Annotated in this window: 12 protein-coding genes; 7 read left to right on the top strand and 5 right to left on the bottom strand. The window is 57.9% G+C overall.

Features of this window, described 5'->3' with window-relative positions; all coding sequences use genetic code 11:
• Positions 1-792, top strand: coding sequence for an isopentenyl phosphate kinase (locus tag ACZ5AL_RS00740; protein ID WP_464511508.1), 792 nt, complete (start codon positions 1-3; stop codon positions 790-792).
• 24 nt (positions 793-816) lie between these two features.
• On the opposite strand, the gene ACZ5AL_RS00735 is transcribed toward ACZ5AL_RS00740, so the two are convergent.
• The 4 genes from ACZ5AL_RS00735 to ACZ5AL_RS00720 form a co-directional block, all read right to left on the bottom strand.
• Entirely contained in the window at positions 817-2163 is a 1347-nt protein-coding gene (locus tag ACZ5AL_RS00735; RefSeq protein ID WP_464511507.1) for a thymidine phosphorylase, read from the bottom strand.
• A 103-nt stretch (positions 2164-2266) separates the two neighbouring features.
• Positions 2267-2509, bottom strand: a complete 243-nt coding sequence (gene rpmE / locus ACZ5AL_RS00730; protein WP_464511505.1) for a 50S ribosomal protein L31 — start codon at positions 2507-2509, stop codon at positions 2267-2269.
• 154 nt (positions 2510-2663) lie between these two features.
• Positions 2664-3692 (bottom strand): hypothetical protein, encoded by a 1029-nt coding sequence (locus ACZ5AL_RS00725; protein WP_464511504.1) that lies wholly within the window; start codon positions 3690-3692, stop codon positions 2664-2666.
• A 110-nt stretch (positions 3693-3802) separates the two neighbouring features.
• Positions 3803-4375 carry an ankyrin repeat domain-containing protein gene (locus ACZ5AL_RS00720; protein WP_464511503.1) on the bottom strand — a complete coding sequence of 191 codons (573 nt, stop codon included), beginning with the start codon at positions 4373-4375 and terminating at the stop codon, positions 3803-3805.
• A 238-nt stretch (positions 4376-4613) separates the two neighbouring features.
• Here ACZ5AL_RS00720 and dnaX point away from each other — a divergent pair, with 238 nt between their 5' ends.
• The 5 genes from dnaX (at position 4614) to sov (ending at position 17569) form a co-directional block, all read left to right on the top strand.
• Positions 4614-6770 (top strand): DNA polymerase III subunit gamma/tau, encoded by a 2157-nt coding sequence (dnaX, locus tag ACZ5AL_RS00715; RefSeq protein ID WP_464511502.1) that lies wholly within the window; start codon positions 4614-4616, stop codon positions 6768-6770.
• Positions 6771-6892: 122 nt separating this feature from the next.
• Positions 6893-7234: a YbaB/EbfC family nucleoid-associated protein gene (locus ACZ5AL_RS00710; protein WP_464511500.1), complete on the top strand. Its 342-nt coding sequence runs from the start codon at positions 6893-6895 to the stop codon at positions 7232-7234.
• Between the two features lie 111 nt (positions 7235-7345).
• The gene (locus ACZ5AL_RS00705; protein ID WP_464511499.1) at positions 7346-8044 is read left to right on the top strand and encodes a recombination mediator RecR; all 699 of its coding nucleotides are present in this window, start codon (positions 7346-7348) and stop codon (positions 8042-8044) included.
• Between the two features lie 28 nt (positions 8045-8072).
• A complete protein-coding gene (locus tag ACZ5AL_RS00700; RefSeq protein WP_464511498.1) occupies positions 8073-9272 on the top strand; it encodes a saccharopine dehydrogenase family protein in 1200 nt (399 codons plus the stop codon).
• A gap of 719 nt (positions 9273-9991) precedes the next feature.
• Positions 9992-17569 (top strand): T9SS outer membrane translocon Sov/SprA, encoded by a 7578-nt coding sequence (gene sov, locus ACZ5AL_RS00695; protein ID WP_464511496.1) that lies wholly within the window; start codon positions 9992-9994, stop codon positions 17567-17569.
• A 15-nt stretch (positions 17570-17584) separates the two neighbouring features.
• Here the strand turns inward: sov and ACZ5AL_RS00690 are convergent, their stop codons facing one another.
• A complete protein-coding gene (locus tag ACZ5AL_RS00690) occupies positions 17585-17869 on the bottom strand; it encodes a hypothetical protein (RefSeq protein ID WP_464511495.1) in 285 nt (94 codons plus the stop codon).
• A gap of 178 nt (positions 17870-18047) precedes the next feature.
• Between ACZ5AL_RS00690 and ACZ5AL_RS00685 the strand changes: the two genes are divergently transcribed.
• Positions 18048-18326: a DUF4290 domain-containing protein gene (locus ACZ5AL_RS00685; protein WP_464511493.1), complete on the top strand. Its 279-nt coding sequence runs from the start codon at positions 18048-18050 to the stop codon at positions 18324-18326.
• The last annotated feature ends 393 nt before the right edge of the window (positions 18327-18719 follow it).

The following is an 18719-nucleotide window of genomic DNA, read 5'->3' as shown; positions in this document are numbered from 1 at the left end:
ATGCCTGCCTGTACATTCGTCAAATGGGGCGGCAGCCTCATTACCGACAAAACCACCGCGTTCACGCTCCGCCACGAGGTACTCAGCCGGCTGGCGCAGGAGCTGTCCGAAGAGTGGTCGGAGCAGGCAGGACACCTTATACTCGGACACGGCGGCGGCTCATTCGGACACGTAGCTGCGGCGCACGCAGATAGCGAGTCCACGTCTGCTGCACAAGCCATCAGCGCAATTCAACACGCAATGGGACGGCTGCATTGCGCGGTAATCGACGCGCTTCGAGCCGTTAACGTGCCAGCGGTGTCGTTTCGGCCCAGCAACCTGCTTATCACCGATGACGGCGCACCTGTTTCCTGTCACATCGCCGCGTTGGAGCAGGCGCTCACCCACGGTGCGCTACCCGTTGTCTGTGGGGATGTGACGCTCGACCGCTCGCGATCGTGGGCCATCTGCTCCACCGAAACCGTCTTTCGCACCACCATCGATGCGCTTCGCGAGCAAGGGCACCCTACCGACCGCGTACTCTGGTGCGGCAACACCGATGGGGTGTACGACGCCCAGGGCGCCACGCTCACCCACCTTACGCCCATCACAGCCGCTGACCTGCTCCCTACTCTTTCGGATCCCGAAGGCACCGATGTAACCGGCGGCATCACCCATCGCGTAGAGACTACCCTTGCGCTAGCCGAGCAGGGCATCGAATCGATCATCTTGAACGGAGGCAATCCCGGCGATTTGAAGGCGGCCCTGCGCAATGCCCCGCGCAGAGCTACCCGTGTCACTGCCGGTCGATGATGGTTCGGGGATATGACAAACCGTTCACCCCTGTGCCCAACCACCGTTGGTGTAGCGATCCCACACGGCAGCACCGCGCTCGGGCATCGCATCGCCTACCGTGTACGCCGATAGCACAGCTTCGCTGAACGCCTCAATTCGATCGGTGCGGCCCGTGTACAGCTCTACAAGCACATCCCCCGGTTCCACGGCATCTCCTACATGCGCACGCAACGTGAGTCCGGCTGTGGGATCCACCGTGTCTTCCTTCGTGCGACGCCCTGCCCCCAGATCTACGCTGAGGTGCCCGAGCGCAAGCGCATCAATATCAGTCACGAAGCCGTGCATATCGTCGGGCGCTGTAACGGTCGCAACGGGCTCCGACTGCGGGCGGGTGGCCGGGTCGTCGATGGTGCTCACGTCGCCGTCTTGCGCAGCAACAAGGGTGCGTAGGCAGTCGAGCGCCTCGCCAGATGCCACAGCCGCACGAGCCTGCTTGCGGCCAGCTTCAGGCGTGTCGGCTACATCGCCCAGCGCCAGCATCTCGCCGGCAAGCGCGTAGGTGACTTCCATCAGCGCCGTGTCGTCGTGCTCGCCACGCAAACAGGCGATGCTCTCCGCCACCTCCGGCCAGTTGCCGATAGCCCGTCCGAGTGGAATGTTCATGTCCGTGAGTAGCGCCACAGTCGGGGTATCATGATCCTCGCCAATTGCGACCAGCGTTTCGGCAAGGGCGCGGGCATCTTCCTCCGTCTTCATGAATGCCCCGCGTCCGCACTTCACGTCGAGCACCAGCGCGTCGATGCCCTCGGCGAGCTTTTTGCTCATAATGGAAGCTGCAATGAGCGGAATGGACTCCACCGTACCCGTTACATCGCGCAGCGCGTAGAGCTTGCGGTCGGCAGGCGCCATCTCCTCCGTCTGCCCAATTAGCACGATGCCGATGTCTTCCAGCTGCGCCTTGTACGCCTCCATCGACAGATCGGTGCGAAAGCCGGGGATGGACTCCAGCTTGTCGAGCGTACCGCCGGTGTGCCCCAAACCGCGCCCCGACACCATGGGCACCGGCACGCCTTGCGAGGCCACAATGGGCGCAAGAATAAGCGACACCTTGTCGCCCACACCGCCGGTCGAGTGCTTATCCACTTTGATACCAGGCGTATCGCCTAGATCGAGCACCGTGCCGGAGTGCAGCATCGCATCGGTAAGGGCGGCGGCCTCCGCATCATCAAGCCCCTGCAGAAACGACGCCATCAGAAAGGCGCTCATTTGATAGTCCGGCACCTCTTCGTTGGTGTATGCCTGTACAAGCGCCTGGATATCGGGCGCAGCAATCGAATGACCGTCGCGCTTCTGCGTAATAATAGATACGGGGTTTACGGAGGCACTCATATACGTTTAGGGGTGTCGCGTGAAACAAAACACAAGGCGTGTAACGAGAAAAGGGCGGCCTGCAGTACAGGTCGCCCCTTCTCTGAGTAAAGCGCTGGAATGGTTACTCGTCGTTTTCGTCTTCGTCCTCGTCCTCATCGCTGGAGAGACCATACCGCCGGTTAAACTTCTCGACGCGCCCGGCCGTGTCTACAAACTGGCGCCGCCCGGTGTAAAACGGGTGGTTGGACGAATCGACATCCGACTCGTAGGTGTCGGCGTCCATAGTCGAACGCGTTTCGATGGTAGAGCCGTCTGCCAATGTGACGGTCAGCGGCGTATACTCGGGGTGCAGATCTTTTTTCATGGGTTTGGAACGGGCCCTTAGCAATATCTGGGGTGCAGCTACAGTGTTCAGATCAATGCACACGGTCTGATCTCCATGAAAGTTTCGGCTCTCGAATCTCACTGCACGAAGAGTGCGCTAAGTCCTCTGAAGAAGCAGGAGTATGATTATATCATCATGGCAACGCATACGGCACCTGCCTAACGGTATACACCGTATCTTCGGTCTCGCCTGTCACGAGTTGCAGAATGTGCTCTCCAGTAAGGTCAACAATCTGATGCTCAACGGTCTGGTCGGCTTGCTTCGTGCCGTTATGATCGTACACCTGCACTCGCCATACGCCATCAGCACCTGTTCCACGCCGCGAAGCAACTACCACATGATGATCATCAGTGACGTGCAGGTGCTCAACAAATTCGATCTCGCGCTCTACCAGCGATAGTAGGTCTTCGGGGGCAAGCGATGCGACCTCATCATCAGTCGGAAGCGCAAGGTCAATCTCAAACGACGAGAATTGCTCAGTCTCGCGGTCATATCGAACAATCTTTGGAGATAACGGAAGCGCAAAATATACCGATGTCCCATGCGTTTCCACGGGCGTTCGCACACTGATCGGAACAGGAAGCAAAACCGGATCAAGATCAGCCAGCGTGAACGATGCCTCTACCACAACGGCCCCTTCTACAGGTTCACCCTCTACCTCTTGTTCACGGTCAACACGGAAGAAAAGCGGGGTATCGGACTCGGTCTGCGATGTGTACTGCCCCCGCGTAAGAAACAGATTCGACTCGGCGCTGGCAAGCCCCGTGGCACGCCGTAGGTCTGACGATTGTATCTGGCCGAGACAGGCGCCCGATGCCGCATCGTACGCCAAAATCCGCTGCTGGCTACGATCAAGTCCGAAAACCAACGACGTGTATCGATCGGTTGCCAACATCGACTGATGTTCGCAGGGGCCCTGGCCTTGCTCACCAAGATCGGTTGCATACGCACCATCGACAAAAAGCGCAAGACGCCCTGTGCCGTCAGCAATGATTAGCGAGTCCTCACCTATGGGCTCCACAAAATGAACGGCATCAAGGGGGGCTTCCGCATCTTGAATGGGCACCTGCTGGAGGGCTCCCATTTCTGATTGTGCATACACACTAAAGACCGAGGAGCCCAGCAGAAAAAGAACGATCAGTATGAAGTTTGATACGCGCATAGTCGCTATATGGTTTTTATAAAAATACTATGATAGTAGTATTTTAGATACGGACGTCATGTAATGCAACATTCAAGTGTAAAAAAAAACGTGACGCCAGTGGTTCTATTCTACTGGATCGTCCTTTTCTTTTCCACAGCGCAGACGAGTACACGAACTGCTTCCTCATGCCCTTGCGCCTGAGCGATAGAGCGCGCCGTTTCATTCTCTTCAGAGCGGGCTAAAGGATCTGCGCCTGCATCCAGCAAGCGCTCAATCACATCGATATGTCCACCAAAAGCAGCTCCCATCAGTGCCGTACCCCCTTCCCTTTGTTCGATATTAGGATCGGCCCCAAACTGGAGAAGCAAATCCACGATGTTGTCATGTCCCTCTGAGGCTGCAAATCGGAGCGCCGTCTCTCCGCGCCCCCCCTGTACGTTGGGATTACTCCCTGCGCTAAGAAGCATGGCCACAATTTCTGTAGCGCCATAGTACGAAGCACCAATCAGAGGCGGAAAGCCGTATCGTGCTTGCTTGTTAGGATCCATCCCCGCCTCAATAAACAGCCGCACGGCCTCCGTATCTCCATGCCGCGCCGCGTCGTAAAAGTCTTGGGTTTCCAACGCATATCCCCGATCAACAAGCGCTTCCTCGGGAGGAGGTACACACCCACAAACGGAGGCAGCAGTTAGACCAATCATTAAAACACAAACTATCAACCGCATATCAACCACGCTCAAAGTCTCAAAAACCCAAATACTACTCTAATAGTAAAAAGTTAAAGTGTCGCAGACTGACATGCAAGCAAACCCATCCACCTCCACCGCGCAACGCCGCCCTCATTGACTCGTACACGGGTTGACGGCATGTTGTGCAGCCCGTATATTGCACCGTCCTGTCCTTCTCGTTGCTGCTTTTGTTTGCCGCCCCGCCCACGCTATGGCCGACCGCTATCTTGTTACTGCCCGCAAGTACCGCCCGGCGGTGTTCTCGGACCTGGTAGCCCAGGACCACGTGGCCGACACGCTCAAAAACGCAATCCGGCTCGACCGGCTGGCTCACGCGTATCTCTTTAGCGGACCGCGCGGCGTGGGCAAAACCACCGCAGCGCGCATCCTGGCCAAAGCCATCAACTGCGAAACGCCGCTGGAGGAGCGTCCCGACAACGCCGAGCCGTGCCGCACCTGCGACTCGTGCCAGTCGTTCGAGGACGGGCGCAGCCTCAACATCTTTGAGATTGATGCCGCCTCCAACAACAAAGTCGACGACATCCGAGAGCTGCGCGAGTCGGTGCGCATCCCTCCGCAGGGCAGCCAAAAGAAGGTGTACATCATTGACGAGGTGCACATGCTCTCGAACCAGGCGTTTAACGCGCTGCTGAAAACCCTCGAAGAGCCGCCGCCGCACGTGCTGTTCATCTTTGCCACCACCGAGCCGCACAAAGTGCTGCCCACCATCCTATCGCGCTGTCAGCGGTTCGACTTTCGGCGCATCCCCGTGCCTCGCATCGTAACCCGGCTGCAGCACATCTGCGAGAACGAAGGCATCACCGCCGACGAAGAGTCGCTCATGCTCATCGCCCGCAAAGGCGATGGCGCCCTACGCGATGCCCTCTCCGCCTTCGACCAGGCTGTTTCGCTCTGTGGCGAGAATCTCACCTACAGCGAACTCGCCCAGGCGCTCGGCGTGGTGGACCGCGACCTGTTCTTTCAACTGGTTGACCATGTGGCCAACAACGACAGCGGCGGCGTGCTCAAACTGGTACAGCACGTGATGAGCACGGGCTACGACCTGCAAGAATTCCTGGCCGGACTCACCGAGCACCTTCGCCATCTGCTCGTGGCGCACACACTGGGTCCCGAAGCGCTCTCCGACATCGCCGAATCCGCGCGTCCGCGCTACGTAGAAAGCAGCAACCGCTTCAGCGAAGCCGACCTGCTGCGCCTCCTCATGATCGTGGGCGAAGCCGAAACCGACGTCAAGCAAAGCAGCCAGCCGCGCCTCAAGCTCGAACTGGCGCTACTCAACATGGCGCACCTCTCCCGCGCAGGCGACGTGCAAAAAGCATTAGCTCAGTTGGATACGCTGGCCCAACATGCACAGGACGGCACGCTGCCCACCTCACCCGCTCCCTCTTCGCCCGACGGATCGGAATCTTCCCCGCCATCTGACCCTGAAGCAGCGGCCCCCTCCACTCCGAAGGCATCGGCTACGGCTTCTGCCACTTCACCGGCGGCCTCCAAAGAACCCGACCCCGGGCCTCCTGCCCCCGACTCACACAGCGAACCGCCTGAAGCCCCCACCCCTTCAGCTCCCGCCTCCGCGCCACCGAATGCAACGGGCGAAGCGAGCGAAGACGATGACAGCCCCGAGGCAGCCGCCACGCCCCCGCAAACGACACCTGACGTAGAGGAAGAGGAGACCCCTGCTTCAGCATCCACCGACGCCTCGGATTCCGATGAGGAGCTCCCCGAATCGGAGGAGCCGGAAGCCGACGCTCCTATCCCTTCTGCTGCAGATCCATCTGAGGCCCCTGCTGAACCAACCCCGAACCCCTCGGGCTCCGAAACCGAAACGGGCTACCTCGACCTGTTCGGCTCCCCTGCCCTCTCCGACGACGATGACGACCCCTCTGGCGGCGATGGAGCCCCCACGAACGCGATTACAGAGAATGCCGACGCCAGTGCCTATGCCACCGCTGGAGCACCGGATGCCTCGGGCGATCGCGTTATGGCAACCCTCCAACAAACGTGGCCGCAGTACGTGAAAGCTGTGAAGCAAACCGGCATGAACCTGGGCAGTCTGCTTAACGACGCCGATCCGCTGCGGTGCAACCGCGGCACCCTCCACCTTGCTGTACCCAAACGCCTGCATCGAGATACGCTGCGCGACAACCAGGAGGTGCTACTCAACCGGCTCCCCAATGAACTCCACGATGCAATCGACCGCATTGCGCTTGAAGTGCGTGCGCCTGAACCCTCAGCGGAATCAGACGCAACCCCATCCGACCCACGCACCCAGATCAAGCAACTGCGCGAAAAATACGACGGCCTCAACGACCTTTTCACCATGTTTGGGGCCGAACCCGTGTGGTAAAACGGCTCATCGGGCAGGCTGCTCGGATCGACATGCCCCAATTACACGTTGCATTCCCGATATTGCAACGGCACGGCCTTCCGTGCTCTGTTTCTTTCTGTTGACCAACTGAATACACGATTATGGCTAACGGTGGACCCAACATGGGCGACATGTTCAAGAAAATGATGGACATGCAAAAGAAGATGTCGCAGGCTCAAGAAGAGCTCGCCCAGAAAACAGTCACTTCCGAAGCAGGCGGCGGCATGGTGAAAGTCACGGCCAATGGCAACCAGCAAATCACGGCCATCGAGATTGAGCCGGACGCGGTAGACCCCGACGACCTTGAACTGCTTGAAGACCTCGTCATTGCTGGTGTAAACAAGGCGCTTGAAGAGGCGGGCGAAATGGCCCAGCAAGAAATGAAAAGCTCCATGGGCGGCATGTTGCCTCCTGGCATGGACCCCAGTCAACTGGGCTTGTAACGCATACACGCACTGCGCTACGTTTTGGGGAAGGGCGAGTCCGTAGGGCTCGTCCATCTCCCCTGGGTGCGGTGTGCCTGTCCATGACCGCTTCTTCCCTCTATACATCTTATGCAGTTTACATCCGAATCGGTAGAGGCGCTGGTAGAGCAGTTTGCTACGCTTCCCACAATTGGACGCAAGACGGCTCAGCGCCTCACCAATCACGTGCTCAAAATGCCTCGCGAAGATGTGGAGGCCATTGCCGAAGCGTTGCTTGCGGTGAAAGACCAGGTCTTGCAATGCTCAACCTGCCACGTGGTCACCGATCAGGATCCCTGCCCCATTTGCGCATCGCACCGACGCGACCGTTCGACCATCTGCGTGGTTGAAAAGTCGAGCGACTTGCTCGCCATCGAACGCACCGGCGACTATAACGGATTGTACCACGTGTTGGGCGGGGTAATTTCGCCGCTTGACGGCGTAGGCCCCGACGACCTGAACATCCGGTCGTTAGCGGCACGCATCGATCCGTCGTTTTCGGGCCCCGAAGACGCCTCCAACGGCGCTCCATCGCCTGAACCTGATGATGATTCTGGAGCCGATACATCTTCTGAAGAGCTTCCCAACGAAGTGCCTGTGGAGGAGATTATTCTGGCGGTTAACCCGAACGTAGAAGGCGACACAACGGCCTATTACATTGCGCAACTGCTAGAGCCGTTTGACATAACGCTAACGCGCATCGCCCGTGGCTTGCCTATTGGTGGCGACCTTGAGTATGCCGACGAGGCCACACTTGCCCGTGCTCTTGAAGGGCGCGGGGCTGTATAGCTCTGCTTACTTTTTCTCCCCCGAACTCATGGTTATTACTGTCATTGGCGCTGGTGCTATCGGATCGGCGGTTGTTCGTGAACTGTGCCGCCACGACGACGTCAGTCAGGTGCAGGTATGCGACACGCGCTCGCGTGCACTTCAAACGCTCCACGACTCTGTCGAACCCAACAGCACACTGCGCTCCTTTCAGGTGGATGCGCGCGACCTGGGCGTCCTCTCGCAAATCGTGCGCGACAGCGACTGTGTGATTAGCGGAGCCCCCTCTGAACTCAATCCCGACCTGGCCGAACTCTGTCTCGACCTGGGAATCAACTTTTGCGACCTGGGAGGCAATGAAGACCTGGTACAGCAAGAACTCGACTTGCACGAACGCGCCCGCGAAAAGGCGGTTTGGATCGTGCCCAACTGTGGGCTTGCCCCCGGCCTTGTAAACGTACTCACCATGCGCGGCCTGGAGGCGTTTGATCGGCCCACCGCTGCCGCCATCCGTGTGGGAGATGTGCCGCTACACCCGCAACCGCCGTTCAACTTCCGTATCTCGTGGTCTGCCGAGCGCATCCTCGACGATTACACCCGGCCTGCCCAGCACATCAAAGAGGGCGCGCTCGTCGAAGTTGATTCGCTCTCCAATGATGAGACCATTCACTTTGGCGATCCGTTTGGTCACATGGAGGCGTTTTGCACGCAAGGCGGCCTTTCGACGCTAACGGAATCCCTCACGGGGAAGCTTGAGCACTTCGATCACAAAACCATTCGCTGGCCCGGTCATGCGCACCAAATGCGCTTCGTCATCGGCTTGGGCTTTGGCGAAAACCGCAAAATTGGTGTGCGTACCCACCTCACGTACCGCGACCTGCTTGTCCGCCGCATGCGCGACCACTTAAGTGGCGATTACGAAGACGCCGTTCTGATGCGCGTCATGGTGCAGGGCGAAAAGAACGGAGAGCCTAAAACGCTTATCTATGAAATGATCGAGCGGTACGACAAAGACCACGAGATCACCGCCATGATGCATTGCACAAGCCTGCCTACCGTTGTCGTTGCCAAGATGATTGCACGCCGCAACCACATGGCCGAAGGCGGTGCCGATGTCCCCGAGGCCATTCTTCCCAAAGATGAATATTGCAAGGCCCTGGCCAAATACGGGCTTGACATCCAAGAAACCTGGTACGATGGCTACGTCGATATTACGGATAAGCAGCCGATGGACACGACCACAGCATAGCCCAAAAACCGATACCATTTGCTGACTGAGCATCGTGGCACAACCTTAGAACACCACGGGCAACATTTCAAAAATCTGTTCGGTAGCGGTAAGGTATTAAGTGATTGACATGTGGTTACATCATCGCAACACGCTCAAACCCCCTCTGTCTTCGAGCTTCGCCGCAGGCGTGATCCTGTGGACATCTCCCCCTTGGCTAAGGGGGAGAAACCCGTAGGGAGAGGGGGTTCGAACAAGACAAAACTGCGGTATCCAACCACCTTATCATTTAGCGTCTATCCACTACCACCTGTTCTTCCACAGAGGCGGCTGTATCCACGCACAAATAAAGCCACTCAGGAGGCTTGCCTTCGAGGAACACAGTTGTTACATTGTAAGAGTCCGGTCCCTCGTTTCAGGAACGTCTGCGCCAGTGTGGGCGTCGTGTCTCCTTCAGTCACTGGTTTTCGGCATCAACCAACCTATGCGTATCGGCCTGTACTGCTACTGCTCTTAGCGTGGACCCCTGCACGTGCTGTGCCCGCAGCGTGTCGTAATCTGCTTTTGCTGCATTTGTACCTGTGCCGTTGCGCCCCTTTTCTAACATACCTCTGCTGTACTGGCCTTGGATGCCCGTGTCGCTTTCAGGCCTAACGTCTCTCGCCCTGGTTGCGGCGTGGAGCATTGTTGGATCGCCCACTAATCCGGGGGAGACTTCGCGTAGTGCCGACCCCCAATCTGTGTCCGCCCAACCACTCGCCGCGGACACCACCGAAGAGCGCCCGCGCTTCCAGTTCGATAACGACCACGCCCTCGATGCCCCTCTCGATACCAACGACACCGTACCGGCCCCTCTCGACCCTCTTGGCATAGCTCCTGACTCCCTTCTTGTAGACACCACCTCGGTCGCCATCACCACGCGTGCACTGCGCAACCGCGTATGGAAAACCTCGTCGCTGTTTGCCCGCTCCATTCCTTTCCTGGATGCGCACACGCCGCCCCCCGACGTTGAACTCGATACGCTCTCCTTTGGCACCGATGCCGAATCGTACCGCGCTACCGCCCCCAATGAGCGCAGCTACCGCCTCTCGTCCGACACGTACCGCCGTCAACGATATGCTGCCAACCAACGCGAGAACTGGCGCGACCTTGCCCAAGAGCAGCAGCGCCGCGCCGCACAAGACCGCCAAGCCCTCGGCCTCAACATTTCGGTTCCGGGTGGAGAAGCCAGTGCTTTCTCCACCATTTTCGGATCTCCCGAAGTTGATCTACGCATCGTAGGCAATGCCGATATCGACGCCGGCTTCAACTACCGCAGCAGCGACGAACGCGCCGCCACAACTGGAAACGCCGGCCAACTCGACCCGGACTTCAAACAAGACCTGCGCCTGGGAATTACCGGCACCGTTGGCGACAAACTCCAAATCGACGTAGACTGGGATACCGATAATCCCTTCGAGTACCAGAACGAAGTCAGCATCGTCTACACCGGATACGAGGATGAAATCGTACAGCGGGTGGAGGCCGGTAACGTATCGCTCCGCACCCCGTCGTCACTCATTCGGGGCGGGCAAAGCCTTTTTGGCATCAAGAGCGAGTTTCAGGTTGGCAACCTCAACTTAACAGCAGTAGCAAGCCAGCAAGACGGCCAAAGCAATTCGCTCTCTATTGAGGGCGGCGCCGAACGCACCGAGTTTGATCTCAAAACAACGGACTACGACGAAGACAAACACTTCTTCCTTAGCTACTACTTCCGCAACCGCTGGGAAGACGCACTCGACGATCCACGCACCATTACCAAGTTCGACAACTTCGACCGCATTAGCGATATTGAGGTGTGGCGCCTTGAAACCTCGCCCGACCCCGATGCTCAAAACGTGCGCCGTGGCGTGGCAATGGTCGATCTGGGCGAGCCAACCGCCGTGCTCGACCTCGCGGATGAGTTCACCGACCCGGTGCTTCCCTCCCCCGATAACGACCAATACGACGCCTCGATTCTTGACGCCCTGCGCGATGGAGACACCAGCACGCCTTCGTCGATCCTAACCGATCAGCTTACCAACACGCTAAACGAGCAGGATTTCCAGACCGGCTCGTTTCGGCGCTTAGAGGAAGGGCGCGATTACCAGCTAAACGAAGACCTCGGCTACATTTCGCTTAGCCAAAGCTTACGGTCGAACGAAGCACTGGCCGTAAGCTACCGGTATCGGCGACAGGGCGCGCCCACCGTGCAAGTAGGCGACCTCTCGGGCGACAGTGGGGGCGCAGGAGCTGGCCTGGATGCCGACCGACTGGCCCTCAAAATGCTGCGTCCGGCCAACCCCACTCAACCAGGAGCCCAATCCAATCCGGCAGCCTGGTACTTGCAGATGCGCAATATCTATCCTCTGCAAGGGCGCGGCTTTACCGCCGACAATTTTGAGGTGGACATTGAGTACGAGCCGTCGGGGCAAAGTGCAACCAACACCATCCCTGCAATTGCAGGCCAAACGCCTTTGATGCAGGTGCTTGGGCTCGACCGACGCAACAGCAGCGGGGCCCTGCAGCCCAATAACGAGTTTGACTTCGTTCCTGGAATTACCATTGACCCCTCTGAGGGCCTGCTTCTCTTTCCGTATGTGGAACCCTTCGGCCAGCGCATTGTGGATGCGGCCATTGAAAGCGGAAATCCCGCGGCCGAGGCCGAAGAGATTGCCTTCCGCGAAATGTACAGACAGAAGCGCGAAACCGCGCGCAATGAAAACACCGGACGCGATCGCTTCCGCATTCGAGGCGAACTGCAAGGCACAGTGCAGGAGTTTTTCGACCTGGACGCCTTTGCTGGACTGGTCGAGGGGTCGGTGGAGGTGCGATCAGGCGGCACTCGTCTGCAAGAGGGCGTAGACTATGTAGTCGACTATCAAGGCGGCACAGTAAACATTACAAACCCCACCTACTTAACGGCCGGGCGCGATGTTGAGATCAACTATGAGCAAAACACACTGGCTCAGATTCAGCAAAAAACACTGCTGGGCACCCGAGCCGACTACCGCGTGCGCGACCGGCTTTCGCTGGGCGCTACCGTGATGCGTCTTAGCGAACGCGCCCCCATCGACAAGTTTCGCGTTGGCGAGGAGCCCATCCAAAATACCATTTGGGGACTCGATGGCTCCTTTGAGATCGAACCCGACTGGCTTACGCGGGGCGTAGATGCACTGCCGTTTATCCAGACACGGGCCGATAGCCGCATCTCGCTCTCTGGAGAGTTCGCACAGCTCCGCCCTGGCCACGCTCGCACAGATGCGTTTGACCGTGCCCGCGACGACCTGCAAAGCGCCGGCCTCGACTTTGCGCCTGATGAGCTAGGCGGCGTTTCATTCATTGATGACTTTGAGGGCTTTCGCAACACCTTCTCGCTTCGCCAGCAGCCCGATGAGTGGATTATCTCCTCCCCTCCGCTTTTCCCCGAAAGCTCCGACTCTCCCTCTGCCGTTGATGACTCCCTACGCTCTAACTGGCGAGGCATGCTGGGCTGGTACCAGCTCAACGCCAACAACCGCGACCGCGTGGCCGGCCGTTCTACCGTGCGCGGCAATCCCGAAGCCACAGAACTCGTTGAAACGCAAGATGTCTTTCCCGAGCGCGACACGCGCGGTGAAGTAGACCCCACGGTGCGCACCCTCGACCTGCACTTTAGTCCGTGGGAGCGCGGGCCATACAACTACAACCGAGCACTCGACGAATTCATCCGCTCCCCCCGCGACGTGTGGGGCGGCATGATGCGCCGTCTCCCCGAAGGCTTTACCGACTTCAGCCTGCAGAATGTGGAGTTTGTCGAGTTCATCATCAAACCGTACGCCGAAAACAACCAGGAAGAGGCCGGACGCGACGCCACACTCTACCTAAACTTGGGCAGCATCTCAGAAGATATCATTCCCAACCGACGCCTCAACACCGAAGACGGCCTCTCGTGCGACTTCGAAAGTAACGTACGCTTCGACGAATGGACGCGCCGCCCCACCGGTCAGCAAGACGGCACCGTCAACGTAACGAGCGACTGCACGCAAGACCTGGGGCTCGACGGGCTCGTTTCGTCGCATCAGGGCAACTACCCTATTGAATGGACCGAGGAATACCAGTTCCAAGACTTTCTGGAGGCGATCGAAAATGTCAACCGCGCCGGTCTTAGCAACGACCAACGCCTGCGCCTAGATGCCGAAATTGCACGCGCACAGGCCGACCCCTCGGGCGACAACTACCACTTCTACGGCAATAATATCTTTTTTGAAGACCCCGACTTTTTCCCGCGTGAGCTCTACCCAGAAGGTGCCACGCTGCAACAACGCTTCAGCCGGTATTTTTCGGGGCTTGAACTCAACACCTTCGAGGCTCAGAGTCGCCTGGCCGAAAATGTATCTGAAGCGCGAGGCCGCTCTCGGTCGCCCGATACCGAAGACCTTAGCTTCACAGGTAGCGTCAACCTCGACAACAACTACTACGAATACGAAATCCCACTTAGCCGCAGCGAGCTCGACGAGCAAGCGCGCCCCGAGAATACGAACAACTTTGTGGTGGGCGAGGTCGGCGATGGATGGTACAAAATTCGCGTTCCCGTGCGCGATTACACACGCCGCGTTGGCGACATCGACGACTTCAATCGGATTGAAGCCATGCGCCTATGGACGCGAGGCCACGAGGTCCCCATGACGCTCCGCATGGCCGAGTTTGAACTTGTGGGGAGCCAGTGGCGCGCCTCCGAACGGGTCGCCGCAGAAGACACACTCGTTGAAGGGCCTGCTGAACTACGCGTATCCAGCATTAATAATGAAGAGAACCCAACGTACATTCCACCGCTTGGCGCCATTATCGGACGCGACCGCACCAGCCGCGGTGCCCAGCAGCTCGCCCGTGAACAGTCGATGGTGGTGTCTGTCAGCGACCTCACGCCCAACACCCAACGTGGTGTGTTTCAAAGCTACTCGCAGGGGCTCGACTTGCTTCGGTATAGCAACATTCGCATGTATGCCCACATCCACGGCAGCAGCTCTTCTCGAATCGAGCGCGACTTGATTGAGGACAACGCTCGTCTATTTGTTCGATTTGGAAGCAACGAAACCGACGACTACTACGAGTACGAACAACCACTTACGGCCAGCCGCATTCCCGATGGCACCAACAGCCGTACTGAACTGTGGCCCCAAGAGAACGAAATGAATGTGCCGGTGTCTGCGCTCAACCAACTCAAAGTCACGCGCGACGCCGCTGGTGCTTCCATGGATTCGGTGTTCACAAATGTGGATGAGGACGGAACCGTTCTTGTCCCTACGCCCGACTCGCCCGATGGCACCCGGCTTAACATTAAGGGGAACCCGTCGCTCAATGCCGTAAACAATGTCGTAATTGGAGTACGTCATAAAGGAGAAGACAATCGCCCGCTTAACGAAGTTACGCTTTGGGTTGATGAACTGCGTGTGTCAGGGTACGACGAAGAGGGCGGCTGGGCAGCCCTTGGGGAGGCCGACATTGACCTGGCCGACTTTGGCCGCGTAAGCGCCCGCTTCAACCGCCAAACCGACGGCTTCGGGTCGCTCTCCAGCACGCTCACTGAACGCGAACAGGGCGATAGCGAAAACTGGTCGGTACGAACCGACATGAACATGGATCGCTTCCTCCCGGCCCGTCATGGGTGGCGCATGCCCCTCACCCTTGAAATGCGGTCGAACACGTCTACCCCTCGGTTCGACCCCAACCGGGGGGATGTACAGATTGGCGAAATTGAAGCCCAAATCGATGAGGATCCATCCCTTACCGATAGCCAACGCAGCCAGGCCCGCGACAGCCTGCGCACCTCGGTACAAACTTTTAACCTCAACCGGTCGCTCACCTTCAGCCTCGATAAAAGCGGGTCCGAGTCGCGTTTGCTTCGCTACACCATTGACGCGCTCTCATTCAACATCAGCTACAGCGATAGCGAAGGCCGCAGTCCGCGCCAACGCCTTGACAACTCCTGGCAATGGTCAAGCGCCTTCGACTATAACACATCCTTTGGACGCGAACGCACCATACGCCCGCTTCCCTTCTTGGAAGACATTCCGATTTTAGGACGGCTAGGACGCCTGGAGTGGAATTACATCCCCGAGTCGGCCTCTTTCAATACCAGTGCCCGACGGTCGTTCTCCGAGCAACGTGCACGCCCTACGGACCTGCGCCCTGCTGAAACACGCCTGCCAGACCGTATCGATAACCCTTTCCGCGAAAATCATCGCTTTACACATACCCGCGGCATTTCGCTGCAGTACAATCCGTTCTCGTTTCTTACGACCAGCTTTAGCACAAATACCGAGCAAAACCTCGACGACATTGGGCGCGAAACCGAGCGCACCGTGCTCGTAACCGACTCAACCCAAACAACCATTGAACGCACCATTGCTGGAAAAACGGAGGAACAGGCGCTCGAAGATGGCGACATTACCGAAGAAGAACAAAACGCGGGTCTCGTGTTTTCGGAAGAACGCCTGCGCCCTCGCTCTGAAGGTAATGTGCTTCGTGAACTCTTAGACGGGGCTAGCCCCCGCACCAGCCAGTACACCCAAACCTTCAACAGCACCCTACGCCCCGCCCTGCTTGAAGGAGACGCCTTCGACTGGGTTCGCCTGGAAGACATTGCATACCGCGCTGACTTCACCTGGCGCAATGCCGATGAAGGCACCAACCTGGGCGCCACAGCCCAAAACAACGTCCAACTCCGCAGCGGACTAACCCTTGACCCTGGCCGGGTATGGAATCGATTTGACTTTGTCGATCGGATGCGCGCAGCCGATCAGGCCGCGCGCGAAGGCCGCGACACGCGTACACCGGATGAGGAGGACGCAAATGGAGACAATGAAAACGACTCCGAGAACGATGATGAGGAAGACGACGGCCCTTCGTTCTCTGACCTGCCGCTGCCCAATCCGGTTACGATTGGCCGCCGATTAGCGCTCGCTGTGATCGATATGGACCCGCTCTCGTTTAGCTACACCGCCAACCGCCAGACCACGCTCAACAACATCGGCACCCTGCCGGAAGGCGCTGATTCACCCGAGCGCCCCTACACGCTTCTTGACGCGCTAAGGGGCGAGGGCCCTGGCCTGGGGTATCGTTTTGGCTTCTCGCGCTCGATTAGCAACGATCGCCGCCTGATCAACGACGAACTGAGTACGGTTACCTCCAATCGACTAACCGACTCCGATCAAATTGATGCCCGTACAGGCATGCGACTAAGCCCGTCGCTGCAGGTGAACCTGAACTGGAATGTACAGTGGACCGAAGAAGAAACCACCGACCTTTTCCCTGAACTCGATGACGACGGATTCCCAACCGATAACTTAGCTCCACGCCTTACTGAGTCTGGAACGAACACGGTAAGTGCCTGGGTCTTTGGAAGCTACGAAAATTTAGTCTCCGAACAGCTCGACCGGCTTCGTGACGCGCAAGACGCCGCCCCAGGCACTGTCTTCGATGCAGAAAACGTCCCCCTCACCAATGCCAGTGTAGCTCGCGACACGCGCCGGGCCTACCTCAACAGCCTTGGCACGCTGGGCAGCAATGGATTCTTACCGTTCCCCCTCCCCAACTGGAACATCTCGTACTCCGGCATAAGCGACTGGCCCCTGATACGCAGCGTAGCCCGAAGTGCAACCCTCGAACACAGCTACACCGGCACGTTCAGCTCAGGCTTTCGCTCTCTCGACAGCGCCGGCGACACCACGTCGGTATCAGTGGGATCGCCCATTAGCTACACACGCTCCGACTTCGAATTCCGCCAGACAAACTTGGAGCGCTCGTTTCGACCGCTTATCGGAATCGACATGTCGTGGACGAATGACGTAAGCACGGGCATTTCGTTTAACCGCACCACGTCTATCTTCCTAAGCACGTCGAACCTCAACATTGAAGAAAGTCGCACAAATGAGATTCAACTGAACGTCAATTATAGAACGCAAGGGTTTGAACTGCCACTCATCTCGGTTGGACGACTCGAAAACGATTTGACGCTTCGGCTGCAAGGAAGCCTTGAAGTGCGCAATGACCAGCGGTTTTCGCTTTCTAGCGCTATCAACGATGCTGCTGCCGACCCCGACTACAGCATCTCCGATGCCCTGCGGAGCGATAACGTATCCGTACAGACAGAAACAACACGCGTACGTATCACCCCAGAAATTCGCTACGATCTAGGTAACCGCGTACGCGCTTCCTTTATTCTGGAGTATGAGATGCTAGACGGCGACAGCCGCACCTCCTCGTTCACATCGGTAAACGGGGGGTTTACCTTCAACGTAGATCTGTCACAGAACTGACCGTACCCGAACCCACTACAGTTTGTCTAACTTCTCTTGTGGGATGCGAATGAGATACCGCTCATCCATGATCTCTTCGTGTACGTCAAACGTACCCGTCCCCCGAAAGTCAACCGCGATGTTCGGACCGTTTGTGCGTTTCACCTCGCCAATTCCATAGAACGTAGGATGGGGTCCATAATACACCAACTGTCCTTTGCGAAACTGCTTGTCGCGCAAGGCCCGCCGATGAAAGGCCGGAACGACCGGCAACAGCTCTAACCGATACGAACTTGTGTGCTCACTCGACTGCGTACTCATAGCAACGCATTGGTTATGAGAGGGATGATACTAACGGAGCCTAAGCAGTCGAGATTCATTGCCGATGCCGTGCAACACACCACACAATTCATGCGTAGGGCTTGTCTACCCACTAATGCGGCTCGTTCCGCTTTACATAAGTCACGTCTTTGTATTCCTTTTTGCACCGTTTGTCCTCATGCGCTATACCGAAAAGATGGTTGACCGCCAGGTTGGCCGCAATGCTGAACTCTTCTCACGTGCCGTTGCTGATCTGGAAACGCCCGAAGAACGGTACCCCTACCTGCGCATCCTGGTTAGTTTGGTGGAACAGGCCCACCCGGAGTGGCGCCAAGCCCCCACCAAGGAAGATCAAATCGCAACCCTGCTCGACCGTATGAGTCAGGGGCAGCTCGACGAGGAAGAAGTCAAAGAAGTGGTGCGCGTGCGCGACGAAGAGCAGGGCTATTATCGGTAGATACGGTTACCGGTCCAAATCGTCGTATTACGCTGCGTTGCCCTGTCAATGATGAAGAAGGGCCACTACTGCTGTGCCACACGTCAATCTTCGGGTAACGCATGTGCCCCTAACGTACCGAGCCCCTCTCCTTGAATCCTCGTCGCGATGCACAACAGGCATGACCTACGGCCCCTCCGCGTCGCGACGGAATGCGGACGCTCTGCGTCCTTCTGTTTCCGCGTGTTCTCTTTGAAGGAGAGCGGGATGGTTTCTTGTGCGCGGTGTCAGATGAGCTGACGGTGGGTGTTGAGATCCCTCCGGCGGAGGCGTCGGGATGACAGCGAGATAAGGAAGGCTGCCCACTCGACCCTAAGCTGCTGAACGCCGAGGAGATGGTTCCACCGAATGCGA

This window comes from Natronotalea proteinilytica (assembly GCF_055379935.1).
Note: the sequence above shows the minus strand (reverse complement) of the source record. Positions and strands in the feature narration are given on the sequence as shown.

Bases quoted from the DNA above. Each gene is read 5' to 3' on its own strand.
- ACZ5AL_RS00735 (WP_464511507.1), bottom strand. From the start codon at position 2,163: ATGAGTGCCTCCGTAAACCCCGTATCTATTATTACGCAGAAGCGCGAC.
- ACZ5AL_RS00725 (WP_464511504.1), bottom strand. From the start codon at position 3,692: ATGCGCGTATCAAACTTCATACTGATCGTTCTTTTTCTGCTGGGCTCC.
- ACZ5AL_RS00720 (WP_464511503.1), bottom strand. From the start codon at position 4,375: ATGATTGGTCTAACTGCTGCCTCCGTTTGTGGGTGTGTACCTCCTCCC.
- ACZ5AL_RS00685 (WP_464511493.1), top strand. From the start codon at position 18,048: ATGCGCTATACCGAAAAGATGGTTGACCGCCAGGTTGGCCGCAATGCT.
- ACZ5AL_RS00705 (WP_464511499.1), top strand. From the start codon at position 7,346: ATGCAGTTTACATCCGAATCGGTAGAGGCGCTGGTAGAGCAGTTTGCT.
- dnaX (WP_464511502.1), top strand. From the start codon at position 4,614: ATGGCCGACCGCTATCTTGTTACTGCCCGCAAGTACCGCCCGGCGGTG.
- rpmE (WP_464511505.1), bottom strand. From the start codon at position 2,509: ATGAAAAAAGATCTGCACCCCGAGTATACGCCGCTGACCGTCACATTG.
- ACZ5AL_RS00700 (WP_464511498.1), top strand. From the start codon at position 8,073: ATGGTTATTACTGTCATTGGCGCTGGTGCTATCGGATCGGCGGTTGTT.
- ACZ5AL_RS00710 (WP_464511500.1), top strand. From the start codon at position 6,893: ATGGCTAACGGTGGACCCAACATGGGCGACATGTTCAAGAAAATGATG.
- ACZ5AL_RS00740 (WP_464511508.1), top strand. From the start codon at position 1: ATGCCTGCCTGTACATTCGTCAAATGGGGCGGCAGCCTCATTACCGAC.
- ACZ5AL_RS00690 (WP_464511495.1), bottom strand. From the start codon at position 17,869: ATGAGTACGCAGTCGAGTGAGCACACAAGTTCGTATCGGTTAGAGCTG.